This window comes from Cellulophaga baltica (genome assembly GCF_900102165.1).
Taxonomy (GTDB): domain Bacteria; phylum Bacteroidota; class Bacteroidia; order Flavobacteriales; family Flavobacteriaceae; genus Cellulophaga; species Cellulophaga baltica.
In genome coordinates this window covers 204,288-222,123 of the sequence record NZ_FNBD01000002.1, presented here as the reverse complement: position 1 = coordinate 222,123, position 17,836 = coordinate 204,288, and the positions used below count along the sequence as shown (strand labels likewise).

The 17,836-nt window shown below is 35.1% G+C and carries 14 protein-coding genes and 2 tRNA genes; 9 read left to right on the top strand and 7 right to left on the bottom strand.

Features of this window, described 5'->3' with window-relative positions; genetic code table 11:
- The first annotated feature begins 99 nt into the window (after positions 1–99).
- Positions 100–1,887 carry a T9SS type B sorting domain-containing protein gene (locus BLQ19_RS04025; protein ID WP_074537474.1) on the top strand — a complete coding sequence of 596 codons (1,788 nt, stop codon included), beginning with the start codon at positions 100–102 and terminating at the stop codon, positions 1,885–1,887.
- Between the two features lie 112 nt (positions 1,888–1,999).
- Complete coding sequence (locus BLQ19_RS04020) at positions 2,000–3,442, top strand: T9SS type B sorting domain-containing protein (protein WP_074537473.1); 1,443 nt, start codon at positions 2,000–2,002, stop codon at positions 3,440–3,442.
- A gap of 50 nt (positions 3,443–3,492) precedes the next feature.
- Here BLQ19_RS04020 and BLQ19_RS04015 read toward each other — a convergent pair whose 3' ends face one another.
- The gene (locus BLQ19_RS04015) at positions 3,493–5,001 is read right to left on the bottom strand and encodes an OmpP1/FadL family transporter (protein ID WP_074537472.1); all 1,509 of its coding nucleotides are present in this window, start codon (positions 4,999–5,001) and stop codon (positions 3,493–3,495) included.
- Positions 5,002–5,031: 30 nt separating this feature from the next.
- On the bottom strand, positions 5,032–6,261 hold the full coding sequence (locus BLQ19_RS04010) for a hypothetical protein (RefSeq protein ID WP_083332181.1): 1,230 nt from the start codon (positions 6,259–6,261) through the stop codon (positions 5,032–5,034).
- Between the two features lie 96 nt (positions 6,262–6,357).
- Between BLQ19_RS04010 and proS the strand changes: the two genes are divergently transcribed.
- The 4 genes from proS (at position 6,358) to rpsT (ending at position 8,413) form a co-directional block, all read left to right on the top strand.
- Positions 6,358–7,833 carry a proline--tRNA ligase gene (gene proS / locus BLQ19_RS04005; protein WP_025614117.1) on the top strand — a complete coding sequence of 492 codons (1,476 nt, stop codon included), beginning with the start codon at positions 6,358–6,360 and terminating at the stop codon, positions 7,831–7,833.
- Positions 7,834–7,911: 78 nt separating this feature from the next.
- A tRNA-Glu gene (locus BLQ19_RS04000) sits at positions 7,912–7,983 on the top strand.
- A gap of 56 nt (positions 7,984–8,039) precedes the next feature.
- Positions 8,040–8,111 (top strand) — tRNA-Glu (locus tag BLQ19_RS03995).
- 50 nt (positions 8,112–8,161) lie between these two features.
- Positions 8,162–8,413, top strand: coding sequence for a 30S ribosomal protein S20 (gene rpsT / locus BLQ19_RS03990; RefSeq protein ID WP_024479492.1), 252 nt, complete (start codon positions 8,162–8,164; stop codon positions 8,411–8,413).
- A gap of 74 nt (positions 8,414–8,487) precedes the next feature.
- Here the strand turns inward: rpsT and BLQ19_RS03985 are convergent, their stop codons facing one another.
- The 3 genes from BLQ19_RS03985 to rho form a co-directional block, all read right to left on the bottom strand.
- Complete coding sequence (locus BLQ19_RS03985) at positions 8,488–8,856, bottom strand: DUF2306 domain-containing protein (RefSeq protein ID WP_139150193.1); 369 nt, start codon at positions 8,854–8,856, stop codon at positions 8,488–8,490.
- A gap of 1,525 nt (positions 8,857–10,381) precedes the next feature.
- On the bottom strand, positions 10,382–11,089 hold the full coding sequence (locus BLQ19_RS03970; protein ID WP_074537471.1) for a hypothetical protein: 708 nt from the start codon (positions 11,087–11,089) through the stop codon (positions 10,382–10,384).
- Positions 11,090–11,306: 217 nt separating this feature from the next.
- Positions 11,307–13,025, bottom strand: coding sequence for a transcription termination factor Rho (rho, locus tag BLQ19_RS03960; RefSeq protein WP_034667481.1), 1,719 nt, complete (start codon positions 13,023–13,025; stop codon positions 11,307–11,309).
- A 190-nt stretch (positions 13,026–13,215) separates the two neighbouring features.
- Here rho and BLQ19_RS03955 point away from each other — a divergent pair, with 190 nt between their 5' ends.
- The gene (locus tag BLQ19_RS03955) at positions 13,216–13,626 is read left to right on the top strand and encodes a DUF4293 domain-containing protein (RefSeq protein WP_024479498.1); all 411 of its coding nucleotides are present in this window, start codon (positions 13,216–13,218) and stop codon (positions 13,624–13,626) included.
- 249 nt (positions 13,627–13,875) lie between these two features.
- Here the strand turns inward: BLQ19_RS03955 and BLQ19_RS03950 are convergent, their stop codons facing one another.
- Positions 13,876–14,373 (bottom strand): metallophosphoesterase family protein, encoded by a 498-nt coding sequence (locus tag BLQ19_RS03950; RefSeq protein WP_025614123.1) that lies wholly within the window; start codon positions 14,371–14,373, stop codon positions 13,876–13,878.
- A 129-nt stretch (positions 14,374–14,502) separates the two neighbouring features.
- On the opposite strand from BLQ19_RS03950, the gene truA reads away from it, so the two are divergent.
- Positions 14,503–15,255 (top strand): tRNA pseudouridine(38-40) synthase TruA, encoded by a 753-nt coding sequence (truA, locus tag BLQ19_RS03945; protein ID WP_025614124.1) that lies wholly within the window; start codon positions 14,503–14,505, stop codon positions 15,253–15,255.
- Entirely contained in the window at positions 15,248–17,014 is a 1,767-nt protein-coding gene (locus BLQ19_RS03940; RefSeq protein ID WP_024479501.1) for an ABC transporter ATP-binding protein, read from the top strand. The genes truA and BLQ19_RS03940 overlap by 8 nt, the downstream gene beginning before the upstream one ends.
- Here the strand turns inward: BLQ19_RS03940 and BLQ19_RS03935 are convergent.
- Positions 17,011–17,826: a DUF3667 domain-containing protein gene (locus BLQ19_RS03935; protein WP_074537469.1), complete on the bottom strand. Its 816-nt coding sequence runs from the start codon at positions 17,824–17,826 to the stop codon at positions 17,011–17,013. The genes BLQ19_RS03940 and BLQ19_RS03935 overlap by 4 nt on opposite strands.
- Positions 17,827–17,836: the final 10 nt, after the last annotated feature.

The following is a 17,836-nucleotide window of genomic DNA, read 5'->3' as shown; positions in this document are numbered from 1 at the left end:
TATCTACTATTTAATAGCAAGTTTAGCTTGTTACACAACATTAATTAGCACAGGCTTTGTCGCGTGTTTAGTTTTATACTTACTAATGAAGTATCTCTAATGAGATTTATTATATTATTTTTTTTATTTTCTAATTTTACCATTGCGCAAATCTCTCCAGATTGTTCAACGGCTATTCCTATTTGTAATAATACACCGGTGAATAGCGGGACAAATAGTTTTGGGGTAGATGATTTTGCAGGAGTCAGTGAGTCTGGTTGTTTAGAGCGTACCGCTTCAGGATCTATAGAATCAAATTCGGCATGGTATCGCTTTAGAACTTCGGCAACAGGGCAGTTAGGATTTAATATCAGTACAGCTACGGATGAAGACTGGGATTTTGCATTATACAAAACAGATGACTGTTCCAATTTAGGAGATCCGTTGCGTTGTAATTTTTTAGATAATGGCGATCAAAATAGTTTTCTAGGAGTAGGAGAGGACCCTACGGGAGCTACAGATAATATACAATATGAAGATTGGCTTTCTGTAATGCCAGGCGAAGAATATTACCTGTTAATTAATAATTTTTCAAATGTAAATTCAGGTTTTTCAATCCAATTTTCGGGTGATATTTTTGTAACAAATCCCTATGATGCTTTAGATTGTACAATTATAAGTAATCTTTTAGGTCCGCCTATAGCGGCTTGTGAATCAGATTTTGTACAATTAGATGCGACTAGCACTGGTGCCTTAAGTTATGAATGGTATCGAGATGACGGTAGTGGTTATACGCAAATTGTAGGAGCCACAACTGCTATTTTAAACGTGTTGGATTCGTCTAATTATCGGGTGGTAGTTACGAGAGCTGCAGACAATATTATTAGTGATGTTCAAGTGTCTTTTTCTGCAAGGCCTGTAGCGAATACTGTGGGGGATAAATTTTTCTGTTTTGATGAAGCGGTTTTTGATTTAAGTACCTTTGATGTAGAAGTTTTAGGGTCTCAGAATCCAGATGATTTTTTAATCACCTACCATGCAACATTTTCTGATGCTGTTACGGGGTTTAATGCTCTAGAAAATAATCATGTAAAATCAGCAGGTACAGAAACAGTTTATATTAGAATTTCGTCACTAGCAAATCCTAATTGTTATGATGCTTCTCAAGATTTTCAATTGATAGTATCTGAGGAAATAGTGCAAGATTTTCCAGCAACGGTCTACTTGTGTGAGGCTATTTCTTCTGCTAGTATTGGTGATGATACTCCAAATTCAAATTTCACGTATTTGTGGAGTACAGGTGAAAGTACTGCAACTATAAACGTGGCAGCGGCAGGAATTTATGAACTTACGGTAAGTACCACGGTTGGTACGCTAACCTGTACAGAGGTTTTTGATGTGACTTTGGTTATTTCAAAATCACCCAACATTACAACAGTAGTTGTTGATGATTTACAGGCAAATAATACAGTTTTGGTTCATACAGAATTGGATGGCAACTATGAGTATCAGATAGATGAGGAGCCTTTTCAGATGAGCTCACAATTTACCAATGTTTTACCAGGTATGCATACGGTTACTGTGAATGATTTAGAAGGTTGTGGCACGGATTCTGAAACCATTATAGTGGTTGGGTTTAAGCGATTTTTCAGCCCTAATGGCGATGGGATTAATGATGAGTGGTCTGTAGAAGGCTTAGAGACATTAGACAGTCCGGTACTGCTAATTTTTGATCGCTATGGGAAATTACTTCAACAATTAGATCTTGCACAAACAGCGTGGGATGGTTTATATAAAGGAATCCAAATGCCTGCTTCAGATTATTGGTTTCAACTAAGTTATTTAGAAACGGATGGTAGTAGGGTAGTTGCAAAATATATAAACAATCACTTTTCTTTAAAGCGATAGCGCTAAATAACACAGGTATTTCATCGATTAAATGCAAATAATAGCGGCTAAATATACTAAACTGACCGTATATTAAGTTAATACCCCATATCACACACACCATCACACACAAATGAGACTATTTTTAAGCGTGCTTTGTTTTATGTTGTTTTTGACAACTTTTGCTCAAAATTCACCAGATTGTAGAACGGCAATTCCCGTATGTGCAGATATACCTTACTTGGGTCTTGCAGACGGATTAGGGGATATAGAAGATTTTGATCCCGAAGTAATTTTACAAACGGGATGTTTAGAAAAGGGTAGCGTAAGTTCTGCTAATATTGAAAATAACACTTCTTGGTTTGTTTTTAGAGCAGGTACGGGTGGTCAAGTTGGTTTTGATATTGAAGCCCTTTCCGATACTGCTGAGTGGGATTTTGCGGTATATGGTCCTGATGTCGATTGTGAGGCTATATCCAACGGCACAGCGCAACCAATACGCTGTAATTATGAAGTGAATACAACACGTTTTACAGGCTTAGGTGTAAATCCAGAAAATGGTGATGAAGGGAGACCTAATCAAACCCAGAGTTTAAATACCTACGATGAGTACCTAAATGTTACGGCAGGGGAGATCTATTATATTCTAATCAATAACTTTAATACAAATTTTGATGATGATGCGGAGCCTTTTGAGCTTACGTTCACAGGGGGCTCTGTAAGTGAAAACCAAGATACGGCATTAGATTGTACCTTAAGGGATGAATTTTTAGGATTGGACATTGCTGCCTGTGAAGGCGATGCGGATATTACATTAAGTGCCTTACGCTCTCCTGCAGGTCCAGATATAGCATCTATAGTTTGGTCTGTAGATTATGATGATGATGGCGTAATTGATGACGCTAATTTATTGAGTGGTCCTCCGGCAACTGCGGCAGAATTAGTGATTCCTGCTCAAGTTGCAAATTCAGGGCGTTACTTTGTGACAATAACAACGGCTTCAGGGACACCTCCAACTATTGTTGATGATGGCGGAATTTTAATTACCGTTTTCGGGCCTCCAGTTTTGCAAGAGGTAATTGTTTTAAATTCTAACCTAACGAATGCTCCTGATCAAAATAATATTGAAATAGTTGTAGAGGATCTAAGAGGTAATGGTTCTTATGAATATGCCATTAATGACGGGCCGTTTAGAGACGTTCCTATATTTTATGATGTTCCTCCGGGGATAAATACGGTTATCATTAATGATAAGAATGGTTGTGGTATAACAGAACCTATAGAGTTTTTAGTGATAGGGTATCCAAAGTTTTTTACACCCAATGGAGATTTAATAAATGATACTTGGAATATTAAAGGAATTGATGATCCTAGCATCATAGATCCTGTGGTGTTTATCTTTGATCGTTATGGTAAATTGTTAAAACAATTAGATGTGAATAGCGCTTGGGATGGTACTTATGTTGGTAGAACAATGCCAGCCTCTGATTACTGGTTTAGATTTGAATACGCAGGTACGGAAAATGGAGTAGTAGTTGCAAAGCTGTTGCAGAATCACTTTACTTTAAAAAGATAAAAGACCCGCTTTAGGGCGAGTCTTTTAGTGTGCTTTACATGATATTTTTCTTAGAAGTTCACCGTATAGGATAGCGTAACATTGGTGTTTGTTCTATCGATATTTAAATTGGCGGTAGGATCAGTACTTAAAATAGTACGACTTCTATCTTGTGAGAATGAGTTTACTGCTAAATCTAATCTGCTAGGACCAAAATTGTATCCAAGACCACCCGAAATTCCGTTTAAATCTCCTATCAAGTTATTTTCGTAAGGACTTTGCTCGTAACGGTATCCTGCTCTCAAGCTTACTTGTTTGATTCTGTATTCACCACCTAATCTAATAGAGGAAACAGCTTTTAATTGTTCTGAAATAAATTCATTTTCAGTTAAAAAATTTGGATCAGAATCAGGTCTTAATTCTGCCTTAGACATATCTTGGTAACCGTAATCTAAACTTAATAAACCATCTTTTCCAAAAACCAAGGCTAAACTACCTGTTACTTTTCCTGGAGTTTTAATGGTGTATTTATCGTAGGTATTTATTACATTAAAATTGATAAAGCCTATATCTTGATCGGCTATATCGGAATTAATACGTTGAGAAAACTCATCTGAAATACGGTACCATGTAGGAGATTGGTAACTACCACCAACCCTTACGTTGTTGTTTACTTTTGCAATTGCACCTAAGCTAAATGAAAAAGCATTTCCGCGGCTGCGTAATAGGTTGTCAAATGTGGTGAATTGCACATCGGAATCTGCATTATAGCCGTTTTCTGTAAGTTCAGTAAGTTGATCTAAAAATATACTGTGTACGTTAATTGACGCTCCAATATATAAATTATCTTGATACTGAGAGGCCATGTTAAATGTGTATTTATCGTTGTATCCTGTGCTTATTCGACGATAATTTTGAGTAACCGAATTATATTCACTTGTAGAGATATAGTCTGTATTATTGTCGTTGTCTGGATCTACAGCATCTATGGCGCCACCAAAAATTCCTAAAAAGGCTTGTTGGTCTCTAAAGCCTAAACTAGAACCAATGTCTAGATAAGCAGATTCTATAAATTCTCCATCTTGTAATTTTAAAGGGCCAAGAGGTAGGCCTTGTGCGAAACTCAAGAAGTAGTTATCAATACCTTGTGTGGTATTGTAATTTACATTGATGTAATTGTCAAAGCTCTGTACTTTGTCAAAATTTAAGCCAATGCTAAATTTTTTCCAATTTGCATCAGGGTTACTATTATTAAATACAAATACGCCTCCAATTTGATTAATGTCAAAATTATTCTCTGTAGAATTGAAAGAGTTATTTCCGGTATAGAACGTATTGTTTTTTACGTGGAAATTAGTTCCAGAAAGGGTAAACTGACTGTTGTTAAAAATGGCCGATCCCGCAGGGTTGATATTTAAGGATGATAAATCTCCTCCTAGAGCTCCAAAAGCACCACTCATTGCTTGAAATCTTGCGGTACCTTGTAAGTTATCTGTACTGTATCTTAAAACGTCATCAATATTTTGTGCATTCATAGCTGCGCATGCCGCTAACATGACCAAAGTAATATACTTTTTCATATCAATCTTAATTAAAATTTAAATCTTAGCTTAATTTCCTCTACCACTACTTCTGCTGCTGCTAGATGATGATCTAGAAGAGCTACCGCTGCTTCTTGAAGAAGAAGAGCTACTACTTCTAGAAGAACTGCCTGAAGATCTATAGCTTCCGCCACTACTAGATCTACTGCTAGAGCTTCTAGTGGTTGTAGGAGAGCTGCTTCTAGAGCTAGAACTTCTTGTTGTTGGGCTACTGCTTCTTGAGTTGCTACTAGAAGACCTGCTTGTTGAAGGAGTATAGGTCCTTGAAGAAGATCTGCTGTAGGTGCTTCTGCTAGTGCTAGGGGTGCTTGAGCTTCCTCTGTAAGTAGAATTTGATCTAGAGCTTCTACTTGTGCTTGGAGATACTCTTGTGCTTCTTGAAGTTCTGTAACTAGAGTTTCTGTTTGTGCTTGACCCAGTTCTGTACGAAGAACTTCTGGAAGTTGCTGCGTTGCTTCTACTTCTGCTAGTAGAATAATTTGATCTAGAGCTAGATAAGGCAGATCTACTTCTTAAAGCTGAGTTACTATATAAGCTAGATCTGTAGTTACCTCTTCTGCCATACGATCGTGCATAGCTTCTGTTGCCGTAATTATTGTAGCGGTTGTGGTAGTTATTGTAGTATGGAGCGTAAAAACCTCCGCCATAAAAACCTCCGCCATAAAAACCTGCACCATAGAAACCTCCACCGTAAAATCCATTATAACCGTAGCCGCCGCCCCAGCCCCAATTATTCCAACGATTGTAGCCCCATGGTCTGTTCCAATAGCCATAATTATTATAATAACCGTTCCAGCCCCAGTTATTCCAACCGCAGCCACCGCCCCAGCCCCAATTGTTATTATTGTAATAGTTTATAGATACACTTGTTGGATTTTCTCCCCATCCGCCATAACCGTCATAGTTGTTATAATCATCATTATAATAACTATCTTCGTAAGCCATGTCAGTACTGTCCTGTGCTTGGCTATAATACCCATCTATATCTGTGAAAATCTCATCATCTAAGATTTCCTGATATTCATCGGCCTTTTGTCCAAAGTAATTGGCATAAGGATTATTTGTCTGCTGAACGGGTGCAGAAGGTCTTTCAGTATATTGTACGGTTTCGTTAGCATAAATACCATCATTATCATAATATGAAGATTGTTGGTACGAGCCACAAGACACTAAAAATAATGCTAAAATAGGCACTAAGATAGCTGCTCTGACTTTTAGGAGGGGTGCTGGATGTATCATCTATTAGAAATTTAATTGTTGAACACTGTAAAAATAGTTAGTTTTACCGAACTATTTTTTAAATAAAGGTACAAGATTTGTGCCAAACTAAGTGCTATGAGTAAAAACTTAACGAAAAGAAGCGAGGATTATTCTAAATGGTATAATGAACTTGTTGTAAAAGCCGATTTAGCTGAAAATTCGGGAGTTAGAGGTTGTATGGTGATTAAACCTTATGGATATGCCATATGGGAAAAAATGCAAGCAGCTTTAGATACCATGTTTAAAGAAACAGGTCATGAGAATGCCTATTTTCCTTTATTTATACCTAAATCATATTTAAGTAAAGAGGCCAGTCATGTAGAGGGCTTTGCAAAAGAATGTGCTGTAGTTACGCATTACCGACTTAAAATGGCGGAAGATGGAAGCGGAATTATTGTAGATCCTGATGCTAAGTTAGAGGAAGAGCTTATTGTAAGACCAACTTCTGAAACTATTATATGGGATACCTACAGAAAATGGATTCAGTCTTACAGAGATTTACCGATATTAATCAATCAATGGGCTAATGTAGTGCGTTGGGAAATGCGTACACGTTTATTTTTACGTACGGCAGAATTTTTATGGCAAGAAGGGCATACCGCCCATGCCACAAAAAATGAAGCTGTAGCAGAAGCGGAGCAAATGATGAATATCTATGCGGAATTTGCGGAGAATCATATGGCTGTTCCTGTAATAAAAGGTTTAAAGACAGAAACAGAGCGTTTTGCAGGTGCTATAGAAACGTATTGTATTGAAGCCTTAATGCAAGATGGGAAAGCCTTGCAAGCAGGTACGTCTCACTTCTTAGGTCAGAATTTTGCAAAGGCATTTGATGTGAAGTTTACTTCTAAAGAAGGAAAACAAGAATTAGTTTGGGCTACTTCATGGGGAGTTTCTACTAGATTAATGGGGGCGTTAGTGATGACGCATAGTGATGATAAAGGTTTGGTACTTCCTCCAAAATTAGCACCAATACAGGTTGTTATTGTTCCTATTTATAAGGGTGATGACCAGTTAGATGCTATTTCTGAGCGAATTGCGCCACTTGTAAAAGAATTACGTGCAAAAGGTGTATCTGTTAAATACGACAATAGAGACACGTATAAGCCAGGATTTAAGTTTGCGGAGTATGAACTTAAGGGTGTGCCTATTCGTTTGGCTATTGGACAGCGAGACATGGATAATGGAACTTTTGAAGTTGCCCGAAGAGATACTTTAGAAAAAGAAACGGTTCAGGCAGATGAAATTGTAGCTAAAATTGAATTCTTACTAGAAGATATTCAGAAGAATATTTTCAAAAAAGCATTAGATTATAGAGAGAATCACATCACAGAAGTAGAAAATTACGATGAATTTAAAGAAATTTTAGAAAATAAAGGAGGTTTTATTTCTGCGCATTGGGATGGTACTCCTGAAACGGAAGAGCGAATTAAAAATGAGACAAAGGCAACAATACGTTGTATTCCGATAGATGTAAAGCCGGAAAATGGAGTTTGTATTCTTACTGGAAAACCTTCAAAAAACCGAGTGCTTTTTGCAAAAGCGTATTAATTTTTCAAAAAAATATAATTAGCTATTGCAATAGTAAAAAATAGTTGTATTTTTGCATCCGCAATTACGCAATGTGTTGGTCCGTTCGTCTAGGGGTTAGGACGCCAGGTTTTCATCCTGGTAACAGGGGTTCGATTCCCCTACGGACTACAAAATGCTTTTAAATAGATTGCTCTATTTTTTGGCGTTAAGTTCAAATATATTATGGTCCGTTCGTCTAGGGGTTAGGACGCCAGGTTTTCATCCTGGTAACAGGGGTTCGATTCCCCTACGGACTACTTAAAAAAATTAAGGATTGAAAATCCTAAATAAATAAATTAGAAAAGAAATGGCAAATCACAAGTCAGCGTTAAAGAGAATTAGAAGAAACGAAGCAGCGCGTATACGTAATAAATATCAGCACAAAACAATGCGTAATGTATTGAAAAAGATTCGTTCTGAAGAAGATAAGAAAGCTGCTGAAACTTTATTTCCTACTGTTGTAAGTATGATTGATAGATTAGCTAAGCGTAACATTATACACGCTAACAAAGCTTCTAATCTTAAAAGTAAATTATCTAAGCAAATTGCAGCTCTATAAGTTTTTGTAGAAATTTGCTATACATTATATAAGGCGCTTCATCACTTGATGAGGCGCTTTTGTTTTTCAATAGTTTACCCAAAGAATACTTGGTGTAAATATCTTCCAGGTGCTAGAGTAAAGCCTCCCGCAATAATCAGCGCACCAAAATACAAGGCTATCATTTTTCTTTTGTGTCCTTTAATATCACCTTTTTTAACCGCAACTATAGCTGTCGGAACACTGTAAAGTGTTAAGAGGCTAAATAAATGTATCCAGCCAAAATGGTTTAAAAATTGACCGCCTACATGAGCAGGAATAAATAGGCTTACTAGGGCGGTGAAAAACATTAAAGACATGTAAATTTTTCCGATTAATTTATGTTGTTTTGAGCCTTTTTGAGCAAGCAAAAGATAGGCCCCAACAAAGAGGCATGGTGTTACTGTTATTAAATGTGTAAACATTAAAATTTTGTAGCTATTCATTCTATTATTTTTGACTAAAAATATGCGATTTTAAGGCGTATCTGTAATTTTTGCAACCCGAGTGTCAATTAGTGGGATTGAATTGATTAGCGTTACTTCAATTTAGGTTTCATGACGATAAAGCCTATAATAAAACAACTGTACATTGTAAATGATGCTGCTTTGTGAAAAGGAGCAATTTGATAATATAAGGCAACGTTTTCCCTTGTAATATAGCTATATATAATATTAATTGGAAAGTAGACTAATTCGTAGATGATTAGCCCCAGGCTTATCCAGAAAAGCAGTCTTTTGAAAAGCAAAGGATTTCTTCTGTTTTCTAAAATGAAATTTATGGATATAAAAATAAGTAAGAGCGAAGCGTAGGTGTAAGAAAATAATTGTCTTTCCGTTATGATGCTTTTGAAATAGGCATTTATAAACGCTATGATTAAATAGGCTATTCCTCCGTAAGCTATAATATTTTTTATTTTTTTACTGGAGGTGTAATGCCAAAAGATGTAATAAAAGTAGCTAAAAAATATAAGTGAATAGGCGTAATATATAATGTAGTTGTAGTCGGAATATAACCCGGTGATAAACGGATTTAAATTTGGGTCTATTTTAATAATCAAACCTAGTAGTTCTGTTAACAAAATATAGGTTAACATAATGGGGAGGTACCGCAATTTACTTTCAAAATACTTTTTGTAGTTGACAATAGAAGCTCCTATTGTAAGTACATAAAGTATTAAATAGTGGTCCGAGAATATTTCTTTAAACAAATTACGGGGGGTTAATATGTTTAATATAGTGAATTTTTTAAAATACTCATATTCTTAGTTTTGCTTTCATTTGAATGAAGCCGTAAATAAAACTTCCGTACATTAAAAAGACTAAAACCAAATGAAATTTTGGCAATATATAATTCATTGTTTTTGTTTCCATTGTGGAAAAAGAGTATAAAATATTAATGGGGATAAATCCTATATGGAATATAAGCAGTCCAATACTAATCCAAAAAAGTGCATTTTTTTTAAAAAATTTCGTTTGAATATTTTCTTTTAAAAAAATAAATGCGGCTAATATTAAAATTAAGCTTCCAATATTATAGGAGTAAATTTGAGGATCTGTTATTATATTTGTGGACATAGCATTAATTAAAAAGGCTAAAGCATATATTATAGTACCAATGAGAATTATTTTTTTATTTTGTTGTAAATAACAAAAATGCCAAAGTAAATAAAAAAAATAGCCAAAAAACATTAAGTCGTACGCTATAAAGATTACAAAGTTATATCTAGAATATAAATCATTATAAAAGGGGTTTTTACTTGAATCAAGGTTTATTATTAGACCTAATAATTCAGTAAGAAATATATACATTAATAGAACTGGTAAATATCTTAATTTGGAATCAAAATATTTCGGGTATCTAAAAATGGTAATTATCAATGTTGCAAAGTAAATTTGCAGAGGAGGATAAAGTAATATTTCTTTTAACAAAATGTTTAATATATTTTAATCAATTAAAATCAGAGTCGTAGGGAGGTGGCCCCATTGTTGTTTTATTCATAATCAAACTTTGGTCTGAAAACATTATTGGCGTTGATGTTGTTGCCGGTATGAAAGAGGCGTAAGATTTGCTGTTTTCTTTATTGGTATCTCCCATTTTGCTGTCTAAGATTCCTGGATAGTCACGTATCAAAGCAGCTTCTTTCTTGCCATCGCCTAAATCTTTAATATAAAAACCCATATTCATAGCGTCAACTTTCATTGTTGGAAGGATGAAAAATGAATTTTGGCGCGGGTGTTTTACTTTTTTATGATCAGGAAAATCTTTTTTGTCTGGGTAGGTAGAAAAATAAAAACGTAAGGTTTCTACTTTTACTCCAGCCTCTTTAGCTTCTTGCTCTACATAGGCAATATAGTTTTTTACCGTTTCTATATCATAATCGCCATAACGAGAAGCAATAAATTTAGAACCATCTTCTAAAGGATCTTCTATTTTTTCTATTAATTGAGCTCTTTTTTTAGTGTAATTGTCGTAATCTTGTTTTGCTTCTGTAATGCTTATAATTTGCTCAGGAGCTTTTACTTCTTTTGTTTTTTCTTCCTGTAACTCTTTGTGTGCAGGTTCCGTGTCAGGGGTGGTTTGTTTCTTTTCGGAATTACAGCTTACAAGTAATGAGAAGGCAACGAATAGCAATCCCAAGTTTTTTTTACGTTTCATCGGTTATGATTTTTAGTGTTGTGAAATTAGTTGCATGTGAGCCGTAGAGGGGATTGTGCTTTTTATGCGTTGTAAATATATTTGAAAAAATTGATAAATAGAACTCTAATGGCTTTAATTCGTAATAGTGTGCTAATGAAGAACCAGTTTTAAGGCCATTAAAAAAGCCCAATGAAATTTTCATTGGGCTTTTTTGTATTTGAAATTAGAGTTAATTTTATTGACTCATCGTCATTAAAAACTCTTCATTGTTTTTTGTTTGTTTAATGCGTTGCTCAATAAACTCCATGGCTTCTATTGGGTTCATGTCGGCTAAATACTTGCGCATAATCCACATACGTTGTATCGTAGCTTCATCTAATAATAAATCATCTCTACGTGTACTAGAAGAAGTAAGATCTATAGCAGGGAATATTCTACGATTAGCAATCTTACGATCTAATTGTAGTTCCATGTTACCGGTACCTTTGAATTCTTCAAAAATAACCTCGTCCATTTTAGAACCTGTTTCCGTTAAAGCAGTTGCAATAATAGATAGCGATCCGCCACCTTCTATATTACGAGCAGCTCCAAAGAAACGTTTTGGTTTATGTAAAGCATTGGCATCTACACCACCACTTAATACTTTTCCAGAAGGCGGTTGTACCGTATTGTAGGCACGCGCTAAACGCGTTATAGAATCTAATAAGATCACAACATCATGACCACATTCTACTAGTCTTTTTGCTTTTTCTAAGACGATATTGGCAACTCTAACGTGTTCTGTAGGTTCTTTGTCAAAAGTAGAAGCAACAACTTCTCCGCGAACGTTACGTTGCATGTCTGTAACTTCTTCAGGACGTTCATCAATTAATAATATAATTTGATATACTTCTGGATGGTTTGCTGCAATACCATTTGCGATATCTTTAAGCAACATTGTTTTACCAGATTTAGGTTGCGATACGATCATACCTCTTTGTCCTTTTCCAATTGGAGAGAATAAATCAATAATACGTGTAGATATGGTACCTTGTCTTTCTGATAAATTAAATTTTTCTTGAGGGAATAAGGGTGTTAAATGCTCAAAAGCGACACGATCACGTACAACTTGTGGGTCGATACCATTTATCTTATTCACTTTTATTAAAGGAAAATACTTTTCACCTTCTTTTGGAGGGCGGACATTTCCTAAAACGGTATCTCCGGTTTTTAATCCAAATAAACGTATTTGTGATTGTGATACATAAATATCATCTGGTGATGATAAGTAGTTGTAATCTGAAGAACGTAAGAAGCCGTAGCCGTCTTGCATAATGTCGAGAACACCTTCACTAGCAATAATACTATCAAATTCGTATTCTGGTTCCTTATACCTGTTCTTTAAATCCTTGTCAAAATTATTATTCTTCTCCTGTTTTGGTCTAGGATTAGGTTTGTTTTGATTTGGATTACTATTGTTATTGTTCTGGTTGTTGTGAACAGGCGTCTTTTTTTGAAACTCTTTTTTCTGACTAGCAACAGGAGCCTTCGTATTTTTTGGATGCGGAACTCTTGCTTCTTTTGGAGTACTCTCTTTACTAGAAGTAGCTTCTGTTTTAGCAGGTGCATCTTTTGCCGCAACAGGCCTTGGATTAGGCTTGTTAGGTCTTGCTGGTTTTTTCGGAGCGCTGTCTGTTGGTTTTTCAACAACAGGTTCTTCCTTTTTATCAGTTTTAGCCGTGATTCTAGGTTTTTTAGGTCTAGGAGCCTTTGCTGGCTTAGGTTTTTCTGCTACTTCGGGAGTAGTACTACTTATTGCAGCTTGTACAACTTTAGGGTTGGCAGCTTGCACGTCTAAAATTTGATAAACTAAGTCTAGTTTTTTTAAGGTTTTGTACTTTGGTACATTTAAACCATTGGCTATTTCCTGAAGCTCAGGAAGCTTTTTTGATTTTAAATCTGAAATTTCAAACATTAATAATTGAATAAATTATACGTCTCTATGAAAATGAAGTGTATTGTAATCTTGAAAATTAACGGAACGATGTCCTAAATATTGGTGAGTGTTATGGTACTGTGAGACAATATTACAAATTATTTTCAATATTTCATTGATATTTCTTAAAAAGACGCTTATTTTGCAGTCTTAAATTATAATTTAGAGAATGATTCAAAGAATCCAAACATTATATTTACTTATAGTAATACTTTTAACGGCAGCTTTACCGTTCTGGGTAAACCTATGGTCAGATGTTAAAGGAAAAGAAATTTTTGCTAAAGATGATATTCTTATCTCTGGCGCTTTCTTCGTTTCTGCAATATTGGCCTTAATAGCTATAGTGTTATACAAAAAAAGACAAAACCAATTTGTGGTAAACAGATTGAATATGATATTGAACCTTTTTTTACTAGGATTTTTCGTTTATCGATCGCTAAACTTATCTGGAGAGATTTCGGTTTCTGAGAAGGGTATTGGGATGCTGATTCCTATTTTTTCTATCGTTTTTTTAGTCTTGGCCAACAAGGCAATTAGGAAGGATGAGGATCTTGTAAAATCTGTTGATCGCTTACGTTAAACCTAACATCTTAGTAGTATTAGTGCGTGAACCCGGGGTAGTGCCCGGGTTTTTTATGCTTTAAAATTATGGGTGTCGATGTTTGCTTCTAGCAGTTTCTGTCCCTAGTGCTATAGGTAAATGTGCTGATTTGGTTCGTACATATTTCACGCTTTCTATGGTAAACTACTTAGAGTTTGTAACTAGGAGTAATACTAAACATATGTGTTCATTTACTGTAATAGTCGTTAGAAAGTATTTTAGTAGCTATTAGCCTCTTTTTCCTAATTCAATAATTTCTAAATCTTTAATCTCTTTACCATCTATTACAAATTGTAACATGGTCCGTACTTGATGAAAACCATGGGTGCCACATGCGCCAGGATTCATATGTAAAAGATTTAGTTTCTTATCCCACATTACTTTTAAAATATGAGAATGGCCACTAATAAATAGTTTTGGAGGATTATTTTTAATTTCTTCTCGTATTCTAGGGTTGTATTTGTTTGGGTAACCGCCAATATGCGTCATCCAAACGTCTACCTCTTCACACATAAACCTATTGTCTAGTGGAAACTCCATTTGCGCTAAATGATCATCAATATTCCCATAGACCACTCTAGTTGGTTTTATTTTTTTTAGTTTGTCAGTAACCTCTAAGGTGCCAATATCACCAGCATGCCAAATCTCATCTGCTTTTTTTGCATACTTAAGTATCGTGTCGTCTATGTGGCTATGTGTGTCTGAAAGTAAAAGTATTCGGGTCATTCGTTAAGTTTCTTAATAAATTAAAAAGCATGCAAGTGCGCTTCTGTAGTTGTGATACCTGTAAAGGGGTGAAGAAGTAATATCGTATTTCTTTAGTACCTTTGTGATTCACAAAAATAGCATATTTCATTGAGGTATTTTATTCGTTTTTCCTACTTTGGCAAACAGTATCATGGGTGGCAAAAGCAACCTAATGCCATTACAGTACAAGGGGTATTAGAAGATGCTTTGTCAAAACTATTATCACAAGAAATTATTTTAATGGGAGCGGGTAGAACAGATGCGGGAGTGCATGCAAAAGAATTGTATGCGCATTTTGATTTTGGAGAAATACCTCAGAAAGACAACTTTGTATTTCGATTGAATAGTTTTTTGCCTAAAGATATAGCTGTACAAGATGTTTTTTTAGTGCCAGAAGAAGCGCATGCCAGATTTAATGCAGTCTCTAGGACGTATGAATATTGGATTGTTCAAGATAAAAATCCATTTTTAATACATCATGCACACTTTATTAAGTATCCTTTAGACGTAAAAAAAATGAATGAAGCCGCCTTACTTTTATTAGAGCATACAGATTTTGAGTGTTTTTCTAAAAGCAATACAGAGGTAAATACCTTTAATTGTGATATTACCCATGCAGCATGGCGACTTGATGGTGGAGTTCTAATTTTTACTATTACCGCAGATCGGTTTTTGAGAAATATGGTGCGTGCTGTTGTGGGCACCTTGCTTGATGTTGGATTAGGAAAGATAAATATCTCCAATGTTAAAGCTATATTAAAAAGTAAAGATAGGAGTAATGCAGGGGCTTCAGCGCCCGCAAAAGGCTTATATTTGACCTCAGTTTTATACCCAGAAAACATTGTAAAAATCCATGGATAATAAATCAGGAAAAGCATTTGATTTTGTCTTATTTAAAAGATTAGTAAACTATACAAAGCCCTATCGTGTTACTTTCTACGGGGTGGCAATAGCGGCTATATTACTTTCAGGTTTTGCCGTAATGACAGCAATCATTGTTGGTAATATCGTGGATGAGGCTATTACAGAAAAGAACAGTCAGAAATTATTGTATATGACCATGGCCATGTTAGCGGTGCTTATTGGGCAAGTGGTAAGTCAGTTAGGTTTTAACTACTATGCCAATTGGTTAGGAGAATCTGTTATTAAAGATGTAAGAATAGATTTGTTTAAGCGTATGCTAGGCTTTAAGATGAAATATTTTGATAACTCTTCTATTGGTGTTTTGGTTACTAGAGCTGTTGCAGATATGCAGCGAATAGGAGAAATCTTTAGTCAAGGTTTTTTTGTGATCGTAGCAGATTTGCTTAAAATGATTGTGGTAGCAGGGGTTATGTTGTATCAGAGCTGGAAACTGGCTTTAATAGTTTTTGCTTTAATGCCTATTATCGCTTATGCTACACGAATGTTTCAAAAAGCAATGAAGATTGCATTTACGGAAGTTAGGGCAGAGGTTTCTAATTTAAATTCTTTTGTTCAAGAACGTATAACAGGAATGAAAATAGTACAGCTGTTTAATCGTGAAGAAATTGAAAAAGAGAAGTTTAGAGAGATTAATGAAAAGCATCAAAATGCATGGTTAAAAACAGTGTGGTATAATTCTATTTTCTTTCCTATTGCAGAGATTGTATCTTCCATAGCAATTGGTTTAATTGTTTGGTACGGCGGATTGTTGAATATCGCTAATGTGGGGCCTAGTGAGTACGGGGCTATTTTTGCTTTTATTCTGCTATCAGATATGTTGTTTAGGCCTCTGCGTCAAATTGCAGATAAGTTTAATACTTTGCAAATGGGTATGGTAGCGGCTAATAGAGTTTTTAAAATTTTAGATACGGAAAGTCAAATTGAAGATTCGGGCACTATTGAGCAAACAGATATCAAAGGGGCAATTGATTTTAAAGATGTTCGGTTTGGGTATTTGGAAGATGAAGAAGTATTGCATGGCATATCTTTTAGCGTAAAAGCAGGAGAAACCGTAGCCATTGTAGGTGCTACAGGTGCTGGAAAATCTACAATTATCAATCTATTAAATAGGTTTTACGAGATCAACTCAGGAGAAATAGCTATTGATGGTGTTTCTATTAAAGATTTTAAACTAGCATCACTTCGCTCTAAAATAGCGGTAGTATTACAAGATGTTTTTCTCTTTGCAGATACTATTGCCAATAATATTTCGCTTAAAAATACAGCCATAACAACTGCGCAGATAGAGGCTGCTGCTAGAGAGATTGGGGTGCATGAATTTATAGCAAGTTTACCAGAAGGATACAATTACAATGTAAAAGAGCGTGGAACGATGCTATCTAGCGGGCAAAGACAGCTCATAGCATTTTTAAGGGCATATGTAAGCAATCCTAGTATTCTTGTCTTAGATGAAGCAACGTCTTCTGTAGACACCTATTCTGAGCAATTGATACAAAAAGCCACAGACAAAATTACGGAAGGGAGAACTTCAATCATTATAGCGCACAGATTAGCAACGATTAAAAAAGCAGACAAAATTATTGTTATGGATGCTGGTAAAATTGTTGAAATAGGTTCGCACAAAGAACTTCTTAAAAAAGGAGGATATTACAACAATCTTTACGAGGCACAATTTTCAATAGAAGAAGCGGTTTAGTACAGCATTGCCTGTGCATTTTTAAGGTTTTTGAAAGTATCTGTAAAGAGTGCTAAGTAAATAGCTGCACAAATAATTATCCCTATAAATAGTATTCCGAAAATTACTAGGAACAATAAAAGCTTTAAAAGTATTTGTTTAAATGATAATTGGAATGTCTTTTTATATACATAAGAAAAATACAAAACTAAGGTAATGGCATTGCTCATAGATACATAGTATATCCATTGGCTATTCCATATGCTCATTATATATAAAATGTTGACTAAAATAGACATTTGAGAATAAGCGTATATGTTTATTACAAAATGCTCACTAAGATTAAACTGCTTTTTGTTATAGAAAACTACTCTTGAAATCAAGGAAAGAAAAGGGAGCATTGCCATGTAGAAAATGCTTTGATATTCAATTGAAATGTCCTGAAACTTTTTTCCAAATTCCATTCCAAGTTTCTGAGATTCGTCAGCGTTATCAGTAGCCATTTGTGTAAATTGAAAATCCATGGCTGTAGGAAAGAATTTTTGAACAAGAAAAAAGAAAATACCTCCAAGAAAAACGGCTATGGTGAAATAAGAGATGGGATTCATATATCTTTTTCTGACTCCATTGATATAACCTACAATGACGACATCAGGGGCTATGAATAGCTTGCCAAAAGTGCGAATAAAGGTGTTGTCAATATTTAAATAGCGTTGAGCAAAATCACCAAATAAATTTTTTATAGTCAATCTATTTCTAATCACTTTCGCGCCACAATCAGCGCAAAAATTATGATTTTCTTCTAAAGTAAGGGTGCAGTTTTTGCATTCCATAGTGGTTGGT